This is a genomic window from Bacteroidetes bacterium GWF2_43_63 (genome assembly GCA_001769275.1).
Classification (GTDB): domain Bacteria; phylum Bacteroidota; class Bacteroidia; order Bacteroidales; family DTU049; genus GWF2-43-63.
Map to the genome: position 1 here is coordinate 1 of MEOQ01000031.1, position 22,304 is coordinate 22,304.

Consider the following 22,304-nt stretch of genomic DNA (forward strand, 5'->3'; position numbering starts at 1 on the left):
TAGTATTATTCACTGCCCTTGCTTTGAGGAAATATTTTCAATAGGCTCTGCAACAACTAACAAAGGGAGTTTTATTCATAGGAGATCCCGGCACTACGCAAGCTGCAACAATTTTAACTTGTGCCAGCTTCGGTCGGGAACTAAATACTATCTCTACACGGTATCCATGAACGTTTTTTCAACGCGGTTGAAAACAATGATGCCCAGGAACAGCATTACCACCATAAATCCAAAGCTATAGGCCAGCCAACCCCAGGAAAATACACCACTTCCGATGGTTCCGTATTTAAATGTTTCAACAATCGATGTCAGTGGATTCAATTGCACCATCCATTGTTTATCGGCTTCAATGGAATTCAGCGGATAAATGACCGGCGTCATATACATCCAGAGCTGAACGCCGAACTGCAGCAGAAAAGTCAGGTCACGGTATTTGGTGGTGAGTGAGGAAAAAATAATTCCGAACCCGAGACTTAAACCAGCCACCATTATGATCAGCAGCGGGAAGAGCAATGCGTAGGCATTCATGGAAACGTTGGCCTCAGTAAACCAGAACCAGAGCCAGATTATAATGAATATGACGAGCTGAATAAAAAAGCGGACAAGATTGGCAATGGTAATGGAGAGTGGAACAACGAGGCGCGGAAAATACACTTTTCCAAACACCGCCTGATTCTCGATAAATATTTTTGAATTGCGTGTAAGGCAATCGGCAAAATAATTCCATATCAGCAGGCCGGCGAAATAAAACAGTGCGCCGGGAATACCGTCGGTAGAGATGCCGGCGAAATTGCCGAACACTACTATAAACATGATGGTGGTCAGTACCGGCTGGATGATGAACCAGAGCGGCCCGAGGATGGTTTGTTTGTAGAAGGTGACAATATCGCGTTTCACATACATGCGCACCAGATCCCTGTATGCCCAGAGTTCTTTCAGATTCAGATCGAGCATTGAGCTGCGCGGGCGTATGGTCTCGGTCCATTCAGTATTTTCTTCCTGTCTGTTTTTGCTCATAGGGTGCAAAAGTACAAAATCAAATTTTACTAAGTCCCCGGCCATTATTTCCAAGTCCTCGCGCAAAGCGTATGAGTCCCTGGGTCGTGCAATTCAGAGTCCACGGATGACACGGATTACGCGGAAAGAAATTTCCTTCTCAGCGGCCCCATCGCGATGACACTGTTGTCAACAATGATTACTGCGTAATAATTATTGACAGTAAGATTTTGCACACTCATCTGTGGAAAGGCCTTCAGTCGCAGAGGGAAGACCTTTCATCCTCTAAAATCCAAAGACCTGCTGAGGGCTTTAAATCTGTGAAATCCGAGTAATCTGTGGACAAAAGAGTGGAGAAGCGGCGAAGGTTTTCGGGAGATCCCAAATTAAGCCCGTGACTTGTCCTGAAACAGGTTGACAAAAACAGAAACAAAATGTCAACTAAAACAGGATTACGGCCTATTTTACAAACCCCTCCCAATCAATGTCTAAAAACCAACACATTCTCCAAAAATTCCGTATTTTTGTACTAAGCCTTCCAAACGAATTCGTCATGCACCATATATCCGTCTCAAATAAATTAAATAAAACAATAACAACACTCATCCTGTTGTTATCTTTTCACTTTTCACTTTTCACTTTCTACTCGCTGACCGCTCAGGTCAGACCTGACCAAATCCCCGGCCTGCAACTCTGGCTCCGCGCCGACTCGAATGTTGTGCTAAGCGGCGACACTGTTGTTTCATGGAACGATTGTAGTGGAAATGCCAATAATGCTGTTCAACCCATTGCTTCAAAGCGGCCGAAATTCATTAATAACATTGCAGAATTAAATAATTTGCCTGTTGTACGCTTTGATGGAATTGATGATTATTTTACTGGGAATTTGTCTGTCTCTTCAAATGATATTACATTTATTGCAATTTTTAAAATAAACAGCTACATACAATACTCTGGGATATTAAGCATGTATGATAATTTGCAAGCAGCCGATTGGAATAATACTAATTCTATTGTTGGTTTCTTTATTAGGGATAATCAAATATATTCAGCACGAGAGTCATATGATTTATTATTAACCAATGTTTTTCCAACTTACTTATGTGCATCAATTTCTCTAATTAATTCATCATGGTCGTCATTTAAAAATGGAGAATTTGTTTCTTTAGAAAATATATTTAACGCAAATTTTAATATCAATAAATACGTTCTTGGCTCTAGATATTCGAGTGGCTTTAATTATTTTTCAGGTATTGATTTAGCAGAATTAACTATTTATTCGACTGAAATTTCTTCAGCAAATGTAACTGCGGTTGAAACATACTTAATGAATAAATATGCTCCGCCAATTTCTTTAGGGCCAGATACAAATATTACATATGGTTTTTGTTCAGCTAAGATTTCTGCAAAAAGTGGTTACACCTCCTACCTCTGGTCCACCGGATCCACGGCCGATTCCATTGTGGTGAACCAGACCGGTGATTATTGGGTGGAGGTGGTGGATATTTTTGGGCGCACCAGCCGCGACACCATTCATGTGCAGTATCCCTACACGGCGCTGCCCGACAGTGGTATTTGCCTTACCGATACCATCACCATGAACACCGGCCTCGATCATGCCTATTCATTTTTGTGGATTGATGGCAGTACCGACAGTTTGTTGAACATCTGGGAGCCTGGCGAGTACTGGGTGGAGATAACCGACAGCACGGCGGCGCATTGTTCGGTGCGCGATACTTTTTTTGTGGTGGCCGATTCCTTTGCCGTGCAGGCCTCGCTGGGACCCGATCTGTCGCTTTGCGGAGGCAATGAAATTGCGCTGGTTTCGGGCATTGAGCCCGGCATTGAGTATGTGTGGAGCACCGGCGATACCACTGCGTTGATTCCGGTGTACACAACTGGTGATTACATGCTTACGGCAACCAACAGCAATGGCTGTGTGGCAAAAGATACAGTTGCGGTAAATATTATCGGCGTCAAACCCACGGTGGCATTTACTTCCAGCACGTCCTGCCTGGGCGATGCATCGGCATTTACGGATCTGTCGTATGCGGCGCCGCCCGATGGAGTGGCGGCCTGGAGTTGGGATTTCGGCGGGCAGGGGACATCGGTGCAGCAGAACCCGCAGTTTGAATTCGGCGCGGCCGGCGATTACAATGTAGAGCTGGTGGTTACCACCGATTCGGGTTGTTTCGGCGACACCACCATTGCGGTGCATGTGCGCAGTTTGCCGCAGGCGTATTTCAATCCTTCCAACGGTTGCAATGGTCAGGTCATCACATTCCACGATGAAACCACGGAGGGTGAGGGAAGTCTGTTTTCGTGGAGCTGGGATTTCGGCGACACGCAAACGTCCAATGGACAGAACCCCGCGCATGCGTTTGCCGACACCGGATTGTATGTGGTGGAGCTTATTTCCACCGACAGCTACGGTTGTACCGATACGGCAGAGCGGGAAGTGATTATACGCCTGACACCCAATGTTGATTTTAGTTTTACTGAAAACTGTTTCGGATTTCCGACCGCTTTTACCGAAACCACGGTTATGCCGCCCTGGGCAGGCATTGTCAGCCGCACCTGGAAATTCGGAGATGGCAGCACCTCGTCAGCAAAAAACACAACACACACCTACGCGCTGGCTGGCGGATACGCGGTGACGCTCATCAACCGCTCAATCAATGGCTGTGTGGATTCAGTCGCGAAAGTGTTGCAAGTCTATCCCTATCCTGTGGCCGGCTTTGAATCGGATGTTGCCTGCGAAGGCAGTGCGGTTTGTTTTCACGATACGAGTTATGTGCTGGGCGGGATCATTGCCGAATGGGACTGGAACTTCGGAAACGGTCAAGGCGACACGGTTGCAGCGCCCTGTACGGAATTTGCCGACACCGGTTTTTATGTTGTTCAATTGAAAGTCGCTTCCGATTTTGGCTGCAGCTCAACTGTTTCAGATAGCCTGGAGGTTCATCCTGTGCCGCAAAGCGATTTTTCGCTTACGCCCGAATACGGCATTCCGCCTTTGGATGTGCAGTTTTTCAATTACACACAGGGAGCCATAAGCTACAACTGGTCGTTTGGAGATGGAGGTTATTCAGGTGCAACAAACCCGCAGCACACCTACAATCTTGAGAATGTATACAACATTATTCTGGTCAGTGAAAATGAATTCGGGTGTACCGATACAGCATCGGCCAACATCTATGTGATCCCTTCAATCCTTGATTTGGTGCTGACAAAGCTCACGGTGACCGACAGCGCCGGATATCTGAATCTGAAAGCACAGTTCTTCAACAACGGAACGCGCAACATTCGCAAAGTGGCTCTGGATGCGCGGGTTGGTAACAATATTCCCATTCGCGAAGAGTGGAGTGGATTGCTGAGTCCCGGTCAATACAACAATTATAATTTCACAGCATCGTTTCTGAAGCCCGACATCAGCAATATCAGGCTGGTTTGTCTGGATATTTCCACCTTGGATTCTTATGGACAAGAAGACACCGAGCCGGAGAACAACGCTTCGTGTCATTCGCTGGTGGAGGATTTCTTCATTGCATCGGTCTTTCCGAGCCCGGCCGCCGATTATGTCTATGCCGATATTTCAATCCCCGACGACGGCGATGTGGAGATATCGCTTGTGAGCCGCGATGGCCGTGAGCTGATCAAAGAAGTGATCGAAGACACCGAGGCCGGCACCCTGCGTCTGAAAATGGATCTGCGCTTCCTCGCCGACGGTCTGTACATTCTGCATGCAACCTTCGAAGACAAAACCGACATGTATCGCTTTGTGAAGACAAGTGAGTAAAACTTTTCGAGCGATTATTTAATGGTTCAGGCGTTTTATTCAGCGATTATGCGATTATGCGAAGCATCGCCCCCTCGCATCATCGCAAAATCGCTTAATCATTGACTATTTTCAGATTTTCAGGATTTTGCCTGCTATCCCAAATCAGATGAATCATTATTATTTCATCGTTATATTCATAGAAAAGAATATAATCATTAACAATTAGCCCTCGAACATTCTCAAAGTCGCTTTTGATTCCAATGTCCGGATGTTTTATTAAAAGCCTTAGCTCTTTATTGATTCTCTTGTAAAGTTTGGCAGAATAAGCTTTGCTTTTATTCCTTTCAGCAAAAAATTCCAGAATTTTGAATAATTCAGAAAAAGCCCTCCTGGACCAGATTATCTTGCGTTTAGCCATGTCTGAAATTCTTTTTCCAATACTTTATTTTCAACAAACATCCCCTGCTCAATTTCTTTTCGTGAATCAATAATCTGGTTTTTCTGTTCCTCAGTAAGTGAAATCACTTCTGTTTCTGTCTTGGATTCAATGATTGTTTTCAAAGCTTTAAGAAACGAAATATCATTGATTTCCGTAATCTTAAGCATCAGGAGTTTTTTGAGCTCAATTGTGTTCATGACTGTGAATTTATTGCCATTTACAAAGATACAAACATTCTGTATAATAATTTCCAAAGCAGGATGATAATTAAAAACCGTTCATTGGTATCAAGCAAGGTAAAATGTACAAAAGCTGTTGCAATGCACAAACACAACGCGTTGTGTTTGATTGTTTTTGTCAGCATGAAAATGAAAGCGTGCTTTCGCTTTTCATCTGACTAAAATGATAACGGCTTTTGTATAGTACAATCTAAACTCTGATCCGCCACGGCGGATTAAATTCCCCTCTGTGTGCCCTCTGCGCAACTCTGTGTAACTATATCGAAAGCACTCTTATTCCGGACTGCTGAATGCAATTGATAGCGGCTTTTGAAAATATAATGCACAACGAAATGAACAATATTCGAAAAAAATGCTAAATTTGTAGTGCATAATCAATCATGCCATGGAAACATTATTTCAGAAACAGCAATCTTTACTGGCGCGGACAGACCTGTCGTTCAAGCGCTACATGTTTGACAAATTCCCCTGGAACAGCCGTATGACCGGGCTTGTTGGCCCGCGAGGCGTAGGGAAAACAACCATGATTCTTCAATATATAAAAGAGCATAAGAGCAAGGATATTCTGTATGTTTCGGCTGATGACATTCATTTTGCAAATCAGCGGTTGACCGAGCTGGCTGATGACTTTTACAAAAACGGCGGAAAACATTTGTTTATTGATGAAATCCACAAGTACAGGGATTGGTCGGTGGAATTGAAAAACATGTATGATTTCTATCCCGGTCTGAAGGTTTGTTTTACCGGCTCGTCTGTTCTCGACATCCGTAAAGGGATGGCTGATCTGAGCCGCCGCGCGCTGATGTTTTCCATGCAGGGTTTTTCGTTTCGTGAGTATCTGAAATTCAGGCACAAAATAGATATAGCGGTTCATTCGATAAAGGACATCATCAAAAACCGGATAACAATGCTTGATAGCGTAGAACATCCTTTACCGCTTTTCCGCGAATATTTGAAAAGTGGGTATTATCCGATGGCCAAAGAAGATAATTTTGATATACGGCTTGGGCAAATACTGAATATAACGCTTGAAGTGGATATACCGCAGTTTGCAAATTTATCGGTCACCACTGCACGAAAGCTCAAAAAGCTGTTGCTCATTCTGTCCGAAAGTGTACCATTCAAGCCAAATTTTGTGTCGCTTGCTGCAAAACTTGAAGTGAGTCGCAATTCATTGGAAGAGTATTTCACTTTTATGGAAGATGCGGGACTTATTGCTCGCTTGCGCGACCAGGCAAGCGGAATCATCGGTCTGGGAAAAGTTGAAAAAGTATATTTGGACAACTCCGGTCTGGTTTATTTTTTATCAGAGAATAAACCTGAGATTGGAAATATTCGGGAAACATTTTTTCTAAATCAGATGCGAGTCAATCATTCAGTTGTTTCTTCGGCCGTGGCCGATTTCAAAATAGACAAATATACATTTGAAGTGGGCGGCAAAAGCAAGTCGCAGCAACAAATCAAAAGCACTGCGAATGCATTTATTGTAAAAGACAATATTGAATACGGTCATCAAAACGTGGTGCCGTTATGGGCGTTTGGATTGAACTATTGATGTGAAATGTGGGGCTTGGCCACCAAGGCACTACGTGTCACAGCTTGCCACGTTCCACGTGGTTTTACGTGAAGGCACAAAAATCTTTTATAACACATTGGGCGCGCGTCTCCGCTTGCATCGTTTCACGGTGACGCGTGACCATAACTTTTTCGACCCTGTGAAAAAATATAGCGTGCTGGTTTATCATGTTTGCGAAGTACCGTAAAGGAGTTTCAAGAAGAAAATGTGCAAAAGCCGTTGCAATGCACAAACACAACGGAGTTGTGTTTAATGATTTTTGGCAGCATGAAAACGAAAGCTGGCTTTCGCTTTTCATCTGACAAAAAGAATAACGGCTTTTGTAAAGTACAATCTAAACTCTGATCCGCCACGGCGGATTAAATTCCCCTCTGTGTGCCCTCTGCGCAACTCTGTGTAACAAAAAGCATCTGCCCTTATAAATTATTTTGTAAGTTCGTATTGAATTTAGTCATATGAACAATCTGAAAATCGCTTTGCTGCAACCCAATATTCATTGGAAAGATCCTGCATCAAATCATAAAATGTTCGATCAGCTTTTTGCTGGCATTGCTGGAAAAGCCGATATTTTTTTGCTGCCCGAAATGTTTTCAACCGGCTTTGTATCCGATCCCGCAACAATTGCAGAACAACCAGATGGTGCAACATTTCAATGGATGAAAAATGCTGCAGCCCGCCATGGATGCGCCATTACAGGTAGTGTTGTTGTCTGTGAAAATGAAAAATATTTCAACAGATTTATCTGGATGAATCCTGATGGCTCGCATCACACCTACGACAAGAAGCATTTGTTTTCGATGGGAAATGAAAACATCGAATACACGCATGGCGACAAACAAATAGTATTTGAATACAAAGGATGGAAGATCAGACCGCTGATTTGCTACGATCTGCGCTTTCCGGTCTGGGCACGCAATTCATTTGAAAATGGAGAATTTTTGTATGATGTTTTGTTGCTCACCGCCAACTGGCCGGCCTCACGGCGGCTTCACTGGCGGCAGTTGTTGTTGGCACGCGCCATCGAGAATCAGTGCTATGCAGTGGGTGTAAACCGCCGCGGCAAAGATGGCAATGGCTGGCAATATGCGGGCGGATCAACCCTGGCTACCCCCGATGGAAAATGGCTCCCGGAGCTGGAAAACGGTGACGACGATGTAATCATTGTCGAGCTGGATAAAACAGAGCTCACACAATACCGAAAAGCTTTTCCCTTTGCACAGGATTGGGATGGATTTCGACTTACAACCCCTTGAAGGGTTCAAAACCCTTCAAGGGGTTATAGATTAAAATCGTATTTTTGTACAAAATCGGTTAGTCTTACAATAAATCGCACAAAAATCAGTTTTATCCGCTGTATGAAAATACTAAGCTTCATAAAAAGCTTCCATTTCTGGAAACACCTTGCACTCATAATGCTCGCCGGACTTATTTTGATCTGGATCACCCTTTTCTTTCTCCGGCTATACACCTTTCATGGCCAATCCATCGAAGTGCCTGAATTTTCAGGAATGACCATGGACGAAGTGAAAGAAATGCGCGAAAGCCGGCATTATGACTTCACGATTGTTGACTCTGTTTATGACAACACAAAAACACCCGGATCAGTTGTGAGCCAGCTCCCATTGCCGGGTTCGCATGTGAAAAAAGGCAGAGCCGTTTATATTACAATCATTGCATACACTCCTGAAAAAACGAAACTGCCTAATCTGGTTGATTATACTTTTCGTCAGGCAGAGGCCTTCCTTGAAACGCACGGGCTGAAAGTAGGCAAAGTTGAACGCGTGCCCGATGTCGGACAAACGGTTATCAAAGCCAAATACAAAGGCAAAGTGATTCCCTGGGGTACTGAATTGAACAAGGGTGAAAAAATCGACCTTGTTATCGGAAAAGGCAAGGGTGGAGGAGAGGTATTTATTCCCAAGCTGGTGGGTAAGTCGCGCGAAAAAGCGCACAAGCTCATCAACGAAGCTGGTCTGAATGTCGGGGCTGAAATCTTCGCCGATCCGGACGACACCGTAAGTGTGCGCGTTATAAAACAAAGTCCCGGTTACGAAAAGGAAAAAGAAGTTAACGTAGGCGAGTCCATCGATCTCTGGTATGAATAAAATTGGTCAAAATATGCGTAGAATCATTCCAGTAATTTGCATGTTGCTGATTATTTCAGGTGTAAATGCACAGGAAGTCCTGATCCCGTCAGGGCTCAATCAGGCGCTCATTAACAAGGAATCTGTTGCTGATAAAAAAAGCAGGGCCGTTCTGACCATGCCTTTTTATGAGGATTTTTCCGGAACATTTGTTTATCCGGATGCTGAAAAATTTTCCGACAGCACAGTGTTTATCGGCACCGGCAATGCATTTGAACCATTGACAATGGGTGTTGCCACGCTAGACGGATTAGATGCGCATGGTTATCTTTACGAACATGGCTCCAGCTTTGCTTTCGCGGCCGATTCGCTCACTTCCAACGCAATACGTCTCGACTCAGTTTTCACCGGAACACCGCATGCAACCACAGCTGCAGACTCCGTATATTTCAGCTTTTTCTACCAGCCGCAAGGCCTGTGCGAAAAACCGGATGTGGAAGATTCTTTGCTGCTTGAATTTTATGCTGCCAATCAGAATGAGTGGATCAAAGTTTGGTCGGCGCCGGGCTCTACTTTAAATAATTTTATTGCCGAGCACGGGAGTCCATGGAAATGCGTCATGCTGCCAATTACAGACACTGCGTTTATGTCGGAAGGTTTCAAATTTCGCTTCAGAAATTATGCAAGCTATGCCGACCTGTCTTTCCCGACCTGGGCTTCAAATGCCGATTTCTGGAATATTGACTACATCATTCTCGACAGCGAACGCGACTCAACAGATTCCATTCCGGCTGATCTTGCTTTCGGTGAACGCCATGAAACCTTGCTGAAAAATTATTTTTCCATGCCATGGAATCATTTTCAGGCCAACATTTCCGCTGAAATGGCTCCTGAAATAAATGCGCCCTATGTCAATTTATCAACCACATTGCTGAATGTTACCGAGCGTCTCATGGTTGATGATTTGTCAGGAACAACGGCCAATTACAATTCCGGTCTCAGCGCTTCCAATCTGAATCCTCAGAACGATACGGCATTCTATCGCAGCCCGGTTCCCTATACTTTCAATTCGATGGTTTCGGAAAATGCTGAATTCGAAGTGAAGATGTGCATCAATACTGCAACCATCAGCGATCCGATAAAAACCAATGATACGCTGGCTTTTTATCAACGCTTCTACAACTATTTTGCACCCGATGACGGATCATGCGAAGCCGGCTACGGTCTTACCGTGAATTCGGCCAGAGCGGCCTATCAGTTCAAACTGAATGCAGCCGACACGCTGCGCTCTGTTCAGATGTTTTTCAACCGTGTAGTGAATGATGTCAATCAGATTTATTTTTATCTGACCATCTGGGGCGACAACGGCGGAATTCCGGGCACTGTTCTCTATCAGCAGTCAGGTGTACGACCGGAGTTTGAGCCGGGGTTCAATAATTTTTACACCTATGTTCTCGACAACCCGCTACCGGTGAGTGGAACCATCTATGTTGGGTGGGAACAGACCACAAGCGACGTGCTGAATCTGGGCTATGACAAAAACAATGACCGCAGTGATCATTTCTTCTACAACGTGGATGGAAACTGGTACAACACGCTGTATGCAGGCACGCCGATGATCAGAATTGTTGTTGGTGACTCACCGTATCAGCATGTCGGAATCGATGACGAAGAGCGCAGTGTATTTGTTTTTCCAAATCCATGCAACGACTGCGGCGCCATACAGTTTAGCGATAATGATAATAAAAAAGTTTCGGTCATCGATCTGAATGGTCGTGTTGTAAAGCGCATGTGGTGCGGAAATACAATGAATACCGAAGATATTGCCCCCGGATATTATACACTGATGATTGAAAAAAATCCGGAACAACCGGTATTTATTAAATGGATTCTGACGAAATAGCAAACAACATGGAAATGATTGACCTCCCCGATGAAGAAAGGGAGTTGTATGAACATTTCCGTTTTATAGTCGACAAGGGCCAGGCGCAATTAAGGATTGATAAATATCTGTCTGACAGAATTGGCAGCAAAGTAAGCCGCAACCGCATTCAAAACGCGGCCAGAGCCGATTGTATTTTAGTGAACGGGAAACCGGTCAAGCCAAATTACAAGATCAAACCTTGCGAAGAAATCGTAATCGTTCTTCCGCAGCCGCTGCGCGAAACCGAGCTTTTACCTGAAGAAATTCCGGTGACCATTGTTTATGAAGATGAACAATTGGCGGTCATTGAAAAGGATCCAGGAATGGTTGTCCATCCGGGTTTCAATAATTTTGATCATACCCTTGTCAATGCATTGCTTTTTCATTTCAGCAAAGGAAAAGACAAGCCGCACTTTCCGCTGTTGGTCCATCGCATCGATAAGGATACAAGCGGGCTTATGCTTGTGGCAAAGGAAGAATTTGCACAGACTTTTCTGGCGAAACAATTTTTCGATCACACGATTGATCGCTTGTACCGCGCGCTGGTCTGGGGCGATTTTGACAGTGACAGCGGAACGGTCACCGGATATCTGGCCCGCAGCACCCGCGATCGCCGCATGATGGCCATTTATGACGAGGAAGAAGAAGGCAAATGGTCGGTCACGCATTACAAAGTCATTGAACGATTTGGTTTTGCAACACTGATAGAATGTCGCCTCGAAACCGGCCGCACACACCAGATTCGCGCACATATGAAACATATAGGTCATCCATTGTTCGCCGACGAAATGTATGGCGGAAAGACCATTGTAAAAGGAAATCCAACCACAAAATTCAAACAGTTTATTGACAATTGTTTTGAGATAATGCCAAGACAGGCGCTGCACGCCGCCGTTTTAGGGTTTATTCACCCTGCAACAAAAAAACACATGTTGCTCGAAAGCCCGCTCCCACCCGACTTCGCAGCCCTGCTTGAGAAGATCCGAAATAAAGCATAAAGCATGACGCTTGCGTCATGCTTTATGCTTTATTTTATACATTTGTAACATGTTATTTCTTCGGCTCATAAAAGAGAGTTTTTTGTTTGCCATTTCGGCAATTCTGGTGAACCGGCTTCGCACCGTACTTACCGTGTTGGGAATAACCATCGGTATTTTCTCGGTCATTATCGTTTTCACAGTAGTCGATTCAATGAAAAACCAGATTTCATCGAGTATTGAATCGATGGGGACCAATGTGGTTTTTGTTCAGAAATGGCCCTGGGAATTTCGAAGCGATTTTGAGTGGTGGGAATATATCAAAAGGCCTCAACCCGTAATGGAAGACCTGAAAGCCCTTGAGAAAAACGGCTCGACCATCGAGAGTGCTGCCTTCATGACTTCAACCGTCAGTAATGTTGAATATGGCGACAGCAAAGTCGAACAAGTTGGCATCGGAGGTATATCAGAAGGATACAACAAGGTTTTTGTGTTTAATGTTGCGAAAGGCCGCTATTTCAGCCCAAGTGAATTCAACAACGGAGTAGCTGTCTGCCTGCTGGGCGCAACGGTGGCCGAAAAGCTTTTTGGAATAAATGATCCGCTGGGACATTACGTAAAACTCCTCAATAAAAAAGTAAAAATTATTGGGGTTCTTGAAAAAGAAGGCACCAATAATTTCGGCAATAGCAACGATGAGCTTGTTATGATTCCGTTCAATTTCATTCGTCAGGTCATCGATGTTGATAATGAAAATACTTCGAACTCATTTATTGCCTTAAGAGGAAAAAAAGGAATTCCGAACGAAGAAATGGTGTACGAAGTTACCGGTATCATGCGGGCCCGACACTGTTTGAAGCCCGGAGCCAGCAATGATTTTTCGGTAAATGAGCCAAGTATGCTCACGCAGGGTTTAGCCGGGATTTTTGATATCGTTACGATGGCCGGATGGCTCATTGGTGGTTTTTCGCTCCTGGTGGGCGGTTTCGGCATTGCCAACATCATGTTCGTGTCGGTTCGTGAACGTGTCGGAGTCATCGGAATTCAAAAATCGCTGGGTGCAAAAAACTATTTCATTCTTGTTCAGTTTCTGGTCGAAGCAATTTTTTTGAGTCTTTTCGGTGGTATATTTGGACTGCTGCTGGTGTGGCTGTTGACTCTGCTTGCGACCTCAGCCCTGGATTTTGAAATTACACTTACCGCAGGCAATATCATTCTTGGAGTTGTGGTTTCCGGCACCATTGGCCTTGTTGCGGGCATGATTCCAGCATACAGCGCTTCGAAGCTCGATCCGGTCGAAGCCATTCGGCAAAACTGATCTTATTGTTGACAAACCAGCTGACAAATTTAAAACCCGGCCAGGGCTGGTGCATTTAATTCACAATAAACTCCTGGAATCGTAGTTTATTCGCGCATTAAATCATTTTTGCAAGGTGCTCATGAGCTCAGCGCATTTCATGCACTTCGGTTCACAGAGTTCTTCAGAGGTTTCACAGAGTGGAATTTAATCCGCTGTGGCGGATCGGAGTAATAAAAAAGCAAAAGCCGATAGGAAAGAACACAACGAAGTTGTGTTAATCAATTTCAGCATATTGAATTCTGAAAGCTCGCTTTCAAATTAACTTTGCTGAAATTGATACCGGCTTTTGTCTGAATAAATCTACTTTGTGAGACTTTGTGTGTACTCAGTGCAACTCTGTGTCACCGGGATAATCATTGCATGAACTATGCGCAATTGAAGTTTGTATCGGATAAAAACCCCAAAAGTATTTGTAATCAATTTAAGCGTTGACCATGTAAACTTGACAGGAATATCTTGCGCATAGAAGAAATACTTATATATTTGCCCTGACTATCATTCATAAAACTCAATAGATATGGAAAAAAGCTTTCAGTTATGCCCGAATCCGCTGGTGAAATTTTTGAAAAAAAATCCGAAAGAATTTTCAGTGGACGATATCATCGCTTTTGTGACGGAATCAAAGATTCAGATGCTGAATTTTCATTATTCCGGAAACGATGGCAGAATAAAAACTCTGAATTTTGTTGTTTCAGGCGAAGAACAACTGCGCCAGTTGCTGCTTTCAGGCGAACGCGTCGATGGCAGCTCCCTGTTCCCTTTCATGGAAAGCGGATCGAGCGATTTATATGTTGTGCCTAAATTCCGCACTGCATTTATCAACCCTTTCAGCGAAATTCCGACCCTTGGAATATTCTGCCGCTATTTCGACAAAGATGGAAATCCAATGGAACTGAGCCCCGAAAACATTCTGATGCGGGCTCACGAAAATCTGGTGACGAAAACGGGTTACACGATGCACGCAATGGGCGAGCTCGAATATTATGTAATCAGTGAACGCGAAGATCTGTTCGAAGCCGTGGATCAGAAAGGTTATCACGAATCTGTGCCTTTCACCAAATGGGAAAATTTGCGCAAAGAAGCTATGCTGTATATCGCTCAAATGGGTGGTAAAATCAAATATGGCCATTCTGAAGTGGGCAATTTCAGTGATGATTTCTACAATTACGAACAGAATGAAATTGAATTTCTTCCGACCGATATCGAAGAAGCAGCTGAACAGCTGATCCTGGGGAAATGGATCCTTCGCTGCCTCGCCTATAAATACGGAGTTTCTCTCAGCTTTGCACCGAAAATCACGGTAGGCAAGGCTGGAAGCGGCTTGCATATTCACATGAAACTTCTGAAAGATGGTGTTAGTGCAACCAGCGATGAATCAGGCCTCACCGATGTGGCTCGCAGAGCGATAGCAGGAATCATGGACTTGTCAGCTTCACTTACCGCATTTGGAAATACGGTGCCGACCAGCTACCTGCGTCTGGTGCCTCATCAGGAAGCTCCAACCAATATTTGCTGGGGCGATCGCAACCGTTCGGTGCTTGTTCGCGTACCACTTGGATGGGCTGGTGCAGCTTCGAAAATGACAGCCATTGCAAACCCAGGGGCCAAAGAAGGCACATTCAATACGCGCGAAAAACAGACATTCGAATTTCGCTGTCCGGATGGATCAGCTGATATTTATTTGTTGCTTGCAGGCCTGGTGACCGCCGTCACTCATGGTCTCAGCGATAAAGATGCGTTGCAGAAAGCAAAGGATACTTATGTAAATGTCAATATTTTCCATGAGGAACATAAGGCCGTTGCTGAAAAACTGAAGCAACTTCCGATTTGTTGCGCCGATTCAGCAACAGCACTCGAAAAGCAGAAGGATTTTTATACCGAATCGGGCGTTTTCCCGCAAAGAGTGCTTGATTCGCTGATTAAAAAACTCAGAAGTTACGAGGACTCAGGTTTGAGTGAACGACTTTTCGCTTTACCCGATGAACAGAGGATTGCAGCAATTGACGATCTGGTTCAGAAATATCTGAACTGCTAGAAAACTCACTCATTTTTACGGCTTCGGGGATTCATTTTCTTCGGAGCCGTTTTTATTTGTAGCCGTATCATTGGAAATATCTTCGGGCATTTCTTTGAGTTTTTTCAACTCTTCGCTTAAGGCATCGAGATAGTCGAACTCCTCATTGATCGCGAAGTTGTAATTGTTTTGTTTTACAAAATTGTCGTCTGGTTCAACCATGCTGTTCAAAAAAAATCATCAATTTATTATTCTTAGAAACTGTCTAAAATTTATTTCTGTGACAAAAACAACATTCCACAGTCCGCCGTATTTCAGCTAACTCAACACATGGCTGGCGGACATGGACCCGTTGAAATGTCGTAACAAAGTCCATTTTTAGACAATCAATTAATCTCAGCCACAGACTTCTCACAGCACCTCTCTTAAAACAGCCGAAAGGCTATCGAATTTTGCTTTCAACGGTGTTTTTTTGAAATCAACTTCTACCGGGGCTTTCAGCTGGATTGGAAAATCGGCTTCAATCGGAACTTTCTCAACGAAAGAAATGGTGGCGCGCGTGTTTATTTTCAGCGGAAACGAAACGGATTCGTTTACCGGAATCTCAAAATCGAGCAGCACGGGAATCGAGTCGTGGAGCGACATTGATATTGGAATACTGGCAGCTACGCGCACTGTTTTCATGTCAAGACTCAGATTCTGATTAACCGGAATATTTCCTTCAACCCTGAATGGAATCCGAAACCCGGGCCAGAAGCGGATTTTCATTTTTGTGTCGAGCCCCAAAGTGTCATCAATTAACGGGTCTAATTTGTCCGGAAAATTGAAGAGTGTATCAACAGGAACAATCTGATGAATATCGAGCGAAAACGGAATCGTAAGATTTTTATGAATGGGCACATTCATGTTCAATGGTACGTCCATTGTCATATTCAAAGCCACATTCACCGGGATTGAGATTGGGATTGAAATATAAGTACTCACCGGAATGGTATCCTTTACATCGGCCTCCACAAAAAAGCTGCTGTTGCCGATGCTTTCAATAATATCTGCAGCAACATTTAGTTTTTGCTGAGCATTTCTGATTTTATAAAATGCAAAAACAGAAACTGATGCAATGACCAGAAAAGCGACTGCAATGATAATTCCGGTGCGGGTTTTCGATGACATTATTCGGGTTCAATTTTTTTGATTTCTGCTTCAAACACTTCTCTCTTTTGTGAAAGCTGAAAGCCGAAAAACAATGAATTGAGCAGAAAGCCAATGGTGGTGATATAATATCCAAAACCCATCGTAATAATTATTATCATCGAACCATCGGCTGGAATATTTTTTCTTATATCGAAATAAAAATAAATCAGCGCGGCGAGACCAAGAACACTGATGACGAGCGAGACAATTTTGCTGCTTTTAAACTTTAGAAATGCAACAATCAGTCCTGCCAATGCCAACGCCATTGCAGAAATAATAAAAATATTCGGATCAACTACAAACGGCTCTTCGTCGCTTTCTGCCTCAATCTGAGTGCCTATCGCGAGATCAATTCCATTCATTTTTGCAATTTCATAGCTGCCGCATTTTACTGTCATAAATGGCAGCAGAAAGCAAATGATAATTACAGCAAATGATATTTTTGGAAAATGTGGCAGAAATTTCATGGCTGTGGATTTTTGGTTTGTTCTACAAATATAACGATTTCAAAGACATTGCAATTTTAGAGAATGCGGAGTCCCGTCATCGACACTTCGACAGAGTTTATCCTGCTGTCTTTCTGAGAACACCAGCAAAACGAGTTTTGCAACCTAAATAAAAAATGACATTGGGGGCAAACATAATATTCCATCGTCCGATGGCGACGAAGGAGTCAGAGGATATGGAATCGTTATGTTTGCAGCAAAACCGACGATTCCATATTCTTCGTTTCACTTCGAAAAAACACTCTGGATGACAGCAGGGCTCAGTGTGACAGTGGGGCTGCTTTAGGCCAGGACAATGCCTTTCAACCTTAAAGACTTTATAACTTTTTACTTTAAGTTCTCCGCCAATTTGCGCATTTCCTGGCTGGGAGAAACATTGTTGTAGCAAATGTTGAAGACCGCATTCAGAATAGGCATATCAACTTTATACTGCTCATTAATTTCAGTCATGCATTTAGCTGCATAATAACCTTCTGCAATCTGCTTCATTTCAATACGTGAATAATTCACACTGTAGCCCTTGCCAATCAGATTGCCAAACATACGGTTGCGGCTAAACTGACTATAGGAAGTCACAATGATATCTCCGCAGTAAGCTGTCATATTCACATCACGTTTGTAATGATTGATTGCGTCGAGAAAACGGCGCATTTCAACAATGGCATTGGTAGTGAGTACACTCAGAAAATTGTCGCCATATCCAAGTCCAACGCTGATGCCGGCTGCAACGGCATAAATATTTTTCAGCACCGACGCGTATTCAATTCCTACAACATCGGGCGATACAGAGATTTTTATATTGCGGGTGCCAAGAAGTTCTGTCAACACTATGCCGATATCTTCGTTCACAGAAGCTGCCGTAAGATATGAAAGCCGGTCCATCACTACTTCTTCAGCGTGCGTAGGGCCTGCAATCAATCCGTAATTTTCGGCCGGCACATCAAAAACGGTTTTGAAATAATGACTGATAACTGCGTTGAATTCAGGAATAACTCCTTTAATGGCGGATATAATGATTTTATCCTGAAGCAGCTTCTTGTCCAGCGTTTCGATCTGACGGTGCAGAAATGCAGCAGGTATGCTGAATATTACGATATCGGAGTTGCTGATCACTTCATCCAGATTGCTACTGGCTTCAATCATGGCCGGGTCAAGTTCCACCTGACTCAGATACTCCGGATTATGTCCAGTGTTGCGGATTGCATCAATCACTTCCTGCCTGCGGATAAACCAGTTCACCTTTTTCTGATGATGCTGCAGTACTTTGATGATTGCTGTTGCCCAGCTTCCACCACCGATAACTCCTATTCTATGTGCAATTTTAATCATGATGGTCAGAATACTACTTCTACCGTATTTTCAATTTGGCCGCGAAGGTAAGTAATTTTTGCCTTATCACCTTTTTTGAATGCCGAAAGTGCCTTCATGTAGCTCATAATGTCGATTACAGTCATATCGTCAATCTGAATTACAATGTCGCCTTTAAGCAGCCCGGCTTTATCGGCAGTCTTATCTTTTGTTACCGCATCTATTCTCATTCCTTTGCCTTCCCATGCATGATCGGGAATCACTCCGAGCGTGACACCGGGACGTTTGTTGCGATCGCCACCCCTTGTATCGCCGCGGACAAAGTTCAGCTTTTGCAGGCCATCCAGCTCCTCGGTTATTTTTAATGCAATCATCAGCACATCGGCCATTCCGGCACGGTTGATTTTTTCGGCATCATCCGTTGGTTTGTGATAGTCTTCGTGCATCCCTGTAATGAAAAACAACACGGGAATATTTCTCAGATAAAACGACATCTGATCTGACCCGGCAGTACCTGACTCGCTTTTTCGGATGGTTACAGGGCCCGCATACGCGGCTGTAATCAGACTGTCCCACTCAGTAGCTGTTCCTGTCCCAAGTATGTTCAGTTTTTGTTCTGTACCATTCATGCGGCCTACCATGTCGAAATTCAGCATGGCAATAATGCTTGTATCGGCAATGATACGCTGATTAAGAAAAGCTTTGCTGCCCAGTAGTCCTTTTTCTTCGGCACTGAATGCAACAAAAACATAATTGTGCTTATTGGTACCACTGTTATACAGAATGCGGGAAAGTTCCATCAGCAATGCGGTTCCGCTCGCATTGTCGTCAGCTCCGTTGTGAATGGCGCTGTCTGTACTCAACGAGCCTGAGGAGCCAAATCCGACATGATCATAGTGGGCTCCGAACACAAGGGTTGTAGGCTTTCCGTTGTCGATCCATGCAGCCACATTGTATCCGGTTTTTTCATTTTTCGAGAATTCACATTCACTGTGAAGTTCTGAATTATTTTTTTTCAGAATTTTTTTCGAAAGGGTTTTTCCGACGCATAATACTGGAATATTTGGCGAGGCCTTATCCAGGTTGATTCCAGCGATTGCCGGGAATTTTTTTACATTGCTGCTGACAAGAATTACTGCCTCCGGATTCATGGATGTTGCTTTTGCAACTGCTGATTCAAGCAGTGGCATGTATTGCTGATTAGCAGCGTCAGCACAGGTGTCAGTGTAGTTAATATCAATAACAATTACAATGTTTTTATTGAATGAAGGATTCAACTTATTAAAATCTGAATCTTTCAATCCATGACCGGCAAAGAAAATGTTTCCGCTGAAATTGTAGTTTACCAAAGGATTTAGATACAGAAAATATTCATTCTGATCGTACGATTTTCCATCAATGGATATTTTCCCTGATTTATAGGTGTATCCTTCGGAAAAATTGAAAGGGATCCAGTAGTTTTTGTCCGGAAGCGGCTGCAGGCCAGCGTTTTTGAACTGCGAAGCAATGTAGTACATCGCTTTCAGCTCTCCATCGGTGCCGGCTTCGCGCCCCATCATGCTGTCGTGCGCAAGTGCACTAACATGACCGTACATGCGATCAGCCAGCTGTTGTTTTATTTCCGGTGTGAAGTCCGGAATATATTGCCCCTGCAGAAAAAGGGTCTGCAGGAGCAATATTGAAATTAGAAAAATACGATGCATGTTGGTTTTAATTACAGGCCAAGATTAGCTTTGCCCTGTTTGAAAACGATGTCAACCGGGATTTTATTTGCTTCAAGTTTGTCAAGATCTTTCTGAAGGTCAGCAGGAATTACGCCATCGGTTTCTACCCATTTTTTTGCAGCAGCGTAATCACCGTCGCCCTGAAGAACAAGAATCTTTTTCACAAGTGATTCAACCACTGAAGGCATTTTGTTGAAATCAACAACGTAAAAACCTTTGTCGTTGCGACTGATTGCGCCGTTATCCATGAAATATTTGAAGCACATCATGTTTGCTTTTCCATGTGCGCTGGCTGCGCCAAAACGTACCGAGCGGAAAATTCCGGCAACAAAAGAAACGTAATTTTCTTTCAGGTCACCATCGGTGATTTCGCCCATTTCACGCAGCTTGGTCACCAGGAATAATCCTGTAATGTCGGCTTTGCCTTCTTCGATGGATGAATACATATCCTGAAGAACTTCGCGTACTGTTCCTTTTCCATTGATGGTGTTTTTAATTCCAAGGCCGTGTGCCACTTCGTGGAACATTACGTTGTGGAAGAATGCGTCGAACTTCACATACTGACGCTGCGAAGGATCCATCAGAATATTGGCAATCGGAAGAAGAATTTTGTCGAACTTGGCCTGCATAGCGTTTTTCAGCTGCAGTTTGCGGGTTCCTTTGCTCAGCTGAACTTTCTCATCGTTCGGAAGGTTGATGGCAATGGTCTTGCTGCCGGCATTGCAGTCGCCACCATAAAATACAGCGGAGTAAACATTCATGTCGCTGTCGGCGCCTGGTACTTCTTTTTTGTATTTGTCTTCAACCGGAAGTTGTTTCTGCAGCTCAGGAAGCAGCTTGGCAAAACGCTCCAATTTTTTGCTCCATTCAATATCTTTAATAAGAATAAAAGATTCGAAGGCGGCTTTGTAGCCATACAGCGCATCTTCGTAATTTTCAATCGGTCCGACAACAAAGTCGATGTTCGACGTTTTCATATCCATCCAGGCCATGTCGCTGGCATAATAATCAGAAGTCATGAGCGCTTTTGCACGGAGTTCAAGATATTTTTTCAATCCTGCATCTTCGGCCAGGGCAGCGGCTTTGATCAATAAATCAGATGCTTTCTGCAACTGTTCTTTAAAAATTTCGTGATACCAAACCACTTTCAGCGATTTATCTTCATTGCGCTGAATGACCGTGTATAAGCTGGTTTTGTTTTTGTCGGCCAGTTTTTCAAATTCCTCTTTGGTCATGTCGGCAGGATAGAATCCGGCGCCCAGCGGCTTTTCGCCAAAACTGCCCATAAACGGCTTATTGTCGCCCAGGCGATCCCAGGGGCCATAGTTGATTTCTGCAAATCGTTTTGTGTCCGGATCTTTTATGGTGTCGAGAAAAGCTTTTTTATCGCCGATGGCCAGTTGCCAATGCAATCCATCCATAATTTCAGCAACGTCGAAAAGAATCGAAACAATTTGTTTCTCTTTCGCAGTCAGGTGGCTGATGTCGGCGGTGAGTTCCACCATGGCATACTGATCAACTTTGTCTTTCATAGTAACGGCCGTTGAGTCTTTTTTATCTTCAGTTTTTTTCTTGTCCGATCCGCAGGAGGTGATGGCTGCTGCAGAAAAAACTAATGCAAGTATTAATGCGGTTTTTTTCATTGGAGGGTTAAATTTAATGCTAAGGTAGAAAAAAATATGAACACGGAATCATGAACACCGAACAAGGAAGGAAGAAGTGAACATCAAATTCTGAATATGGAACAAGGAAGGATGAAGGACCGTTATAAGATATATGACGCTTGATTTTTGATTTGAGAAGTGGCGACTTGTCACAGCTTGTCACGTTTTACGTGATTTCACGTGAAGCCGTCAAAAATGTTACGAGGTTCACTTTAGGGAGGCTGTCACAAAACCAGTATCAGCAATTCAACATTCCAGAGTTCGCAGAGAATCGCAGAACATGGAATAGTTGATAAGTGGATTAAACATCCGACTCTTCCAGGTTCTCCATTGTATTCCGAACTCTTGAAGGTCGGTGTACTCGTAAAAGTTTTTGTTTTTGATACGGACCAACCTGAGACATCCTTAATGTCAATAGAACTGGATCCCGCCGCTGTCATCCTGAGACCACCAGCAAAACGCGTTTTGCAACCTAAATAAAAAATGAACAACTTTGTGCTCGCAAGGAGATTGCCGGCGAT

17 protein-coding genes are annotated in these 22,304 nt (G+C 43.8%); 8 read left to right on the top strand and 9 right to left on the bottom strand.

Features of this window, described 5'->3' with window-relative positions; genetic code table 11:
• Positions 1-153: 153 nt before the first annotated feature.
• A complete protein-coding gene (locus A2W93_12535; GenBank protein ID OFY54189.1) occupies positions 154-1,017 on the bottom strand; it encodes an ABC transporter permease in 864 nt (287 codons plus the stop codon).
• Between the two features lie 532 nt (positions 1,018-1,549).
• Here A2W93_12535 and A2W93_12540 point away from each other — a divergent pair.
• Positions 1,550-4,795 carry a hypothetical protein gene (locus A2W93_12540; protein OFY54190.1) on the top strand — a complete coding sequence of 1,082 codons (3,246 nt, stop codon included), beginning with the start codon at positions 1,550-1,552 and terminating at the stop codon, positions 4,793-4,795.
• Between the two features lie 94 nt (positions 4,796-4,889).
• On the opposite strand, the gene A2W93_12545 is transcribed toward A2W93_12540, so the two are convergent.
• Positions 4,890-5,195 (bottom strand): hypothetical protein, encoded by a 306-nt coding sequence (locus A2W93_12545; GenBank protein ID OFY54191.1) that lies wholly within the window; start codon positions 5,193-5,195, stop codon positions 4,890-4,892.
• Positions 5,177-5,470, bottom strand: a complete 294-nt coding sequence (locus A2W93_12550; GenBank protein OFY54192.1) for a hypothetical protein — start codon at positions 5,468-5,470, stop codon at positions 5,177-5,179. Before A2W93_12550 ends, A2W93_12545 begins: the two co-directional genes overlap by 19 nt.
• 370 nt (positions 5,471-5,840) lie before the next feature.
• Here A2W93_12550 and A2W93_12555 point away from each other — a divergent pair, with 370 nt between their 5' ends.
• The 7 genes from A2W93_12555 to A2W93_12585 all read left to right on the top strand — a co-directional run bounded on the left by A2W93_12555 (position 5,841) and on the right by A2W93_12585 (position 15,411).
• Positions 5,841-7,010, top strand: a complete 1,170-nt coding sequence (locus A2W93_12555) for an AAA family ATPase (GenBank protein OFY54193.1) — start codon at positions 5,841-5,843, stop codon at positions 7,008-7,010.
• 476 nt (positions 7,011-7,486) lie between these two features.
• Positions 7,487-8,284 (top strand): hypothetical protein, encoded by a 798-nt coding sequence (locus A2W93_12560; protein ID OFY54194.1) that lies wholly within the window; start codon positions 7,487-7,489, stop codon positions 8,282-8,284.
• 159 nt (positions 8,285-8,443) lie between these two features.
• A complete protein-coding gene (locus A2W93_12565; protein OFY54195.1) occupies positions 8,444-9,136 on the top strand; it encodes a hypothetical protein in 693 nt (230 codons plus the stop codon).
• A gap of 43 nt (positions 9,137-9,179) precedes the next feature.
• Positions 9,180-11,018, top strand: a complete 1,839-nt coding sequence (locus tag A2W93_12570; protein ID OFY54196.1) for a hypothetical protein — start codon at positions 9,180-9,182, stop codon at positions 11,016-11,018.
• 8 nt (positions 11,019-11,026) lie between these two features.
• Positions 11,027-12,037: an RNA pseudouridine synthase gene (locus A2W93_12575; protein ID OFY54204.1), complete on the top strand. Its 1,011-nt coding sequence runs from the start codon at positions 11,027-11,029 to the stop codon at positions 12,035-12,037.
• Positions 12,038-12,086: 49 nt separating this feature from the next.
• Positions 12,087-13,334 carry a hypothetical protein gene (locus tag A2W93_12580; protein ID OFY54197.1) on the top strand — a complete coding sequence of 416 codons (1,248 nt, stop codon included), beginning with the start codon at positions 12,087-12,089 and terminating at the stop codon, positions 13,332-13,334.
• A 559-nt stretch (positions 13,335-13,893) separates the two neighbouring features.
• Positions 13,894-15,411 (top strand): glutamine synthetase, encoded by a 1,518-nt coding sequence (locus tag A2W93_12585; protein OFY54198.1) that lies wholly within the window; start codon positions 13,894-13,896, stop codon positions 15,409-15,411.
• Between the two features lie 15 nt (positions 15,412-15,426).
• On the opposite strand, the gene A2W93_12590 is transcribed toward A2W93_12585, so the two are convergent.
• The 6 genes from A2W93_12590 to A2W93_12615 form a co-directional block, all read right to left on the bottom strand.
• Positions 15,427-15,612, bottom strand: a complete 186-nt coding sequence (locus A2W93_12590; protein ID OFY54199.1) for a hypothetical protein — start codon at positions 15,610-15,612, stop codon at positions 15,427-15,429.
• Between the two features lie 189 nt (positions 15,613-15,801).
• On the bottom strand, positions 15,802-16,560 hold the full coding sequence (locus A2W93_12595) for a hypothetical protein (GenBank protein OFY54200.1): 759 nt from the start codon (positions 16,558-16,560) through the stop codon (positions 15,802-15,804).
• On the bottom strand, positions 16,560-17,048 hold the full coding sequence (locus A2W93_12600; GenBank protein ID OFY54201.1) for a hypothetical protein: 489 nt from the start codon (positions 17,046-17,048) through the stop codon (positions 16,560-16,562). Before A2W93_12600 ends, A2W93_12595 begins: the two co-directional genes overlap by 1 nt.
• Before the next feature lie 366 nt (positions 17,049-17,414).
• On the bottom strand, positions 17,415-18,413 hold the full coding sequence (locus A2W93_12605) for a glycerol-3-phosphate dehydrogenase (GenBank protein OFY54205.1): 999 nt from the start codon (positions 18,411-18,413) through the stop codon (positions 17,415-17,417).
• An 8-nt stretch (positions 18,414-18,421) separates the two neighbouring features.
• Positions 18,422-20,071 (bottom strand): hypothetical protein, encoded by a 1,650-nt coding sequence (locus tag A2W93_12610; GenBank protein OFY54202.1) that lies wholly within the window; start codon positions 20,069-20,071, stop codon positions 18,422-18,424.
• A gap of 38 nt (positions 20,072-20,109) precedes the next feature.
• Positions 20,110-21,762: a Zn-dependent hydrolase gene (locus A2W93_12615; GenBank protein ID OFY54203.1), complete on the bottom strand. Its 1,653-nt coding sequence runs from the start codon at positions 21,760-21,762 to the stop codon at positions 20,110-20,112.
• Positions 21,763-22,304 lie beyond the last annotated feature (542 nt).